This is a genomic window from Streptomyces sp. CC224B (assembly GCF_030010595.1).
In the GTDB taxonomy this organism is placed as follows: Bacteria; Actinomycetota; Actinomycetes; order Streptomycetales; family Streptomycetaceae; genus Streptomyces; species Streptomyces longispororuber.
The window spans coordinates 1-4,228 of sequence record NZ_JASCXL010000222.1; the positions used below are offsets into that span (position 1 = coordinate 1).

Consider the following 4,228-nt stretch of genomic DNA (forward strand, 5'->3'; position numbering starts at 1 on the left):
CCCGTGGGACCCGGAGCGGAGCGCGGGCGGGTCCAGCGGGGGCGCGGCCGCGGCCCGGGGGGCCCCCGGGGGGGCCCCCCCCCCCCCCCCCCCCCCCCCCCCCGCGCCGCGCCCCCCCCCCCCCCCCCCCCCCCCCCCCCCCCCCCGCCCCACCCCGGCCCCCACCACCGGAGGAGCGCCATGCGCGTACTGCTGGTCAACATGCCCTGGTCGCCCATCGACCTGCCGTCCCTGGCCCTCGGCATCCTCAAACGGAGCGTGGACGAGCGCGTCCCCGGCGCGAGCGCCGAGGTGCTGCACGCCAACCTCGCCTTCACCGACTGGATCACCGAGCGCACCGAGTTCACCGCCGACGACTACGAGTACTACGCGCTCTCCTCGTACTTCATGGGCTGCGGCGACTGGGTCTTCTCCGCCGCCCTCTACCGCGACCCGGACTGGCGGGACGCGGAGTTCACCGCCACGATGACCGGCAAGCTCAAGCCCGCCCGGATGGAGATGACCCGCGCGCTGCACCGGATCGTGCCCGAGTTCGTCGAGATGATCGCCCGGCGGATCGTGGCGGAGGAGCCCGACGTCGTCGGCTTCACCTCCACCTTCCAGCAGAACACCGCCGCCCTCGCCGCCGCCCGCCGGGTCAAGGAGATCGTCCCGCACGTCGTGACCGTCCTGGGCGGCGCCAACTGCGACGGCGAGCAGGGCGCCGCCGTGCACCGCAACTTCTCCTTCGTCGACTACGTCGTCCGCGGCGAGGGCGAGGGCGCCTTCCCCCAGCTCCTCACCGCCCTCGCCGAGAAGGCCCCGGTCGACGCCGTGCCCGGCCTGTGCCACCGCGACCCGGCGCGGAACAGCGTCGCCAACCCCATGGCCACCCGGCCGCTGCCGCCCGCCGCGATCCTGGCCCCCGACTACAGCGGCTACTTCGAGCGCCTGGCCGCCTCCGTGGCCCGCAACTGGGTGGAGCCCAAACTCGTGGTCGAGGGCGCCCGCGGCTGCTGGTGGGGCGAGAAGCACCACTGCACCTTCTGCGGGCTCAACGGCTCGTTCATGGAGTTCCGCTCCAAGAGCCCGGACACCTTCTACGACGAGATCATGGAGCTGGCCCGCCGCCACCGGGTGCTCGACATGTACGTCGTCGACAACATCCTCGACATGCGCTACCTGTCGACCGTCCTGCCCCGCATCATCGACAGCGGCTACGACCTGCGCCTGCACATCGAGATCAAGGCCAACATGAAGCGCGGCCAGCTCCGCACCCTCGCCGACGCCGGCCTCATCTACGTCCAGCCCGGCATCGAGAGCCTCAACAGCCGCGTCCTGGACCTGATGGACAAGGGCGTCAGCGGCTGCCAGAACGTCCGCATGCTCCGCGACGGCGCCGAGACCGGTCTCTCCGTCGCCTGGAACTACCTGCACGGCTTCCCCGGCGAGAGCGCCGAGGACTACGACCCGGTCATCGCGCAGATCCCAGCCCTGGAACACCTCGACCCACCGGTCGACCTCTCCGCCCGCATCGCCATCGAGCGCTTCAGCCCCTACTTCGAACGCCCCGAGCTCGGCTTCACCAAGCTGCGCCCCGAGGCCCACTACCGCTTCACCTACGACCTGCCCGAAGAAGAGCTGTACGACATGGCGTACGTCTTCGAGGTCCCGGCCCGCGGCATCGGGGAGCCCACCGTCAGCGCCCTCAACGCCGCCCTCGCCGACTGGAAGAAGCACCACACCGACGCCCGCCTCACCCACGACGACCACGGCGACCGCATCGTCCTGGTCAGCCGCCGCCGCGCCTTCGACTGGCGCGCCATGGAGCTGACCGACCCCGTCGACCTGGTCCTCTTCCGCCTCCTCGACCAGCCGCACACCGCCCAGGCCCTCACCCGCAAGGCCGCCGCGCGCGTCCCCGGCGCCGCCCCCGACGAGACCCGGGTACGGCGCGTCCTCGACGACTGGCTCGCCCTCGGCATCGTCTTCACGGACGCCGGCCAGTACGTCCACATCGCCCCGGCCGCGGTCAACGAGGACCTGCTGCGCCTGGACTTCATGCGCCACGTCCACGCCGAGGACGGCACCGCCCCCGCCGTCCCCGCGGCCGACGGCGGCGCCGCCGTACCCGAACCGGCCTGACCCCCGCCCCCGCCCGCCCCGCCGGACGCGCCCGACCAGAGGAGCCCGATGCCCGCCACCCTCACCTCGCCCACGGTCCTGGCCTGGCGCGACTACGACCCCGCCGCGTGCGCGCTGCCCGGCATGTTCCTGGGCGAACTGCCGCTGCCCGGGCCCGCCCGCGGCGAGGCCGCGCGCCTGTGGGAGCTCGGGGTCCGCCGCGTCCGCCTGCCCGAGCCGGTCGACCTGACCGCCACCGCCGAGCCGACGGCCGCCCTGCGCGGCCTCGGCCTCGTCCGCGACCTGACCGCGCGCGCCGTCATGGTGGAGTGGACCCTGCGGCTCGCCCCGGACGCGGGGGAGACCTGGCGGGTGCTCAGCCACCTCCAGCCGCCCACCGCCCTGCACGGCCCGAAGGACGCCGCGGAGTCGCTGCGCGCCTGGCGCCACGGCCACTACCTCTGCAAGTGCCTGTGGCGCAAAGGGCCCGGCTTCATCCAGATCCGCGACCGCCGCTGGGGGGAACTGCGCCGCTTCACCGCTGACGAACCCGAGTACGCCACCGCCATCGACCGCCTGGACCACGGCGCCACCGCCGACGGTGTCCCCGCGTCCGCCCTCGACGACTTCCGTACCGAGCAACTCGTCCTGGAGATAGGGGAGTACGCCTGGTGGGTGCCGTACCGCGTCAGCCGCTGGCTCCAGCAGTCGATCGCGATCTGAGCGCGGCCGGGCCGCGCCGCCGCGCCCGGCCGCCGCCGGGCGGCCGTCAACCGCGGTACGGCCGGCGAGGCCGTCGACGGGACGCCGCTTTCCACGACGGGTCCCCGGCATCCATACTGGTCGGGCCCCTGACCACTCACAGAACGACTCCATGACCAAGAACAGCACCTTCTCGGCCACCGTCCCCGACACCGTGTGGCTGGGGCGCGGGCGCCACCTCGGGCCCGAGCCCGAGCAGGACGTCCGGCGTAACCTGATCGCCCTCAAGGCGGCCGGGGTGCTCGACGACTTCCTGGAACTCGAACCCGCCGAGGCGGCCCGCTCCACCGTCCTGCACCCGCGGGACGAGGCCGCCGACCCCGGCCCCGCGGCCCGCCGGCTCTTCGAGGCCCGCTGGCGCGTGGCCGACGACGTCACGGTGCGCGCCCAGCTCACCACGTACGACCCGGAGTCGCGCCGCAAGGACGGCGACGGCGTCACCTGGGTCCTCGCCGCCGAGGCGGCGCTCGCGTGGGACATCGAGTGGCCCTCGCCCGCCACCATGTTCTGGCCCGACAGCGACCGGGTCCCCTGGGACCACGACACGGTGCCGGACCTGCGGCTGCGGACGACGAACCACCTGCCCAAGGACGACGACGAGCTGCGCCACCGGCTGCGGGACTGCACCCGGCAGAGCTGGTTCGTCCACGTCGTGGTGCACGAGGCGATGACGCCCGACGCCAAGGGCGAGCGGCCGGTCCTGACCGCGCTGCCGCCGAGCCTGCGGCACCAGGTGGTCGAGCACCGGGCCACGCCCGAGCAGGCGCAGATCGCCGACTTCGCGATGAAGCGGGAGCTGGACGTGCGGATGCCGCGCGGCGGCGCCGTCATCCTGCCCCCGGCACCGCGGGGACCGGAGTACGACGCCGAGCGCTTCACCGTGCGCAGCGTCTTCCTCGACGGCTCCGAGCAGACCGAACTCCTCGATCGCGTCAAGGAGTTCGCCCGGCTGCCGCGCCCCCTGCCGGCCGACGCCGAGCGGGCCCTGACCCGGCTGCGCCAGGGCTGGCACCTGCTCACCCCGGACGAGGAGCTGGACCACGCCCAGCGGATGGTCACCAAGTACGCCGAGGCGCTGGAGGCCATGACGACGTCCCGCGACCTGTACCGGGAGGCCGCCGAGGCCGCGCAGGCCGCGCTGGCCGAGGCGACCGGCGGCGACGGCGTGCTCCGGCCGCCCGCGGCCGTCAAGGCCGACGGCTCGCTGCGGACCGCCTTCACCAAGGCGTTCAGCCGCTTCCGCGACCCGAGGTAGCACCCGCCGAGCGGCCCTCGCGGGCCCCCACGGCACGGCGTCCACCGGCGCGGGCGCCCGGCCAAGAGACGCGGGAGGCCCGCCCCGACGATCCGTCGGGGCGGGCCT

Annotated in this window: 3 protein-coding genes; all 3 read left to right on the plus strand. The window is 74.4% G+C overall.

Annotation, left to right across the window (positions count from 1 at the left end):
• The first annotated feature begins 180 nt into the window (after positions 1-180).
• The 3 genes from QK440_RS40850 to QK440_RS40860 all read left to right on the plus strand — a co-directional run bounded on the left by QK440_RS40850 (position 181) and on the right by QK440_RS40860 (position 4,120).
• Positions 181-2,124 carry a RiPP maturation radical SAM C-methyltransferase gene (locus QK440_RS40850; protein WP_282798332.1) on the plus strand — a complete coding sequence of 648 codons (1,944 nt, stop codon included), beginning with the start codon at positions 181-183 and terminating at the stop codon, positions 2,122-2,124.
• 48 nt (positions 2,125-2,172) lie between these two features.
• A complete protein-coding gene (locus tag QK440_RS40855; RefSeq protein ID WP_282798333.1) occupies positions 2,173-2,826 on the plus strand; it encodes a DUF5825 family protein in 654 nt (217 codons plus the stop codon).
• A 151-nt stretch (positions 2,827-2,977) separates the two neighbouring features.
• Positions 2,978-4,120: a hypothetical protein gene (locus tag QK440_RS40860; protein ID WP_282798334.1), complete on the plus strand. Its 1,143-nt coding sequence runs from the start codon at positions 2,978-2,980 to the stop codon at positions 4,118-4,120.
• The last annotated feature ends 108 nt before the right edge of the window (positions 4,121-4,228 follow it).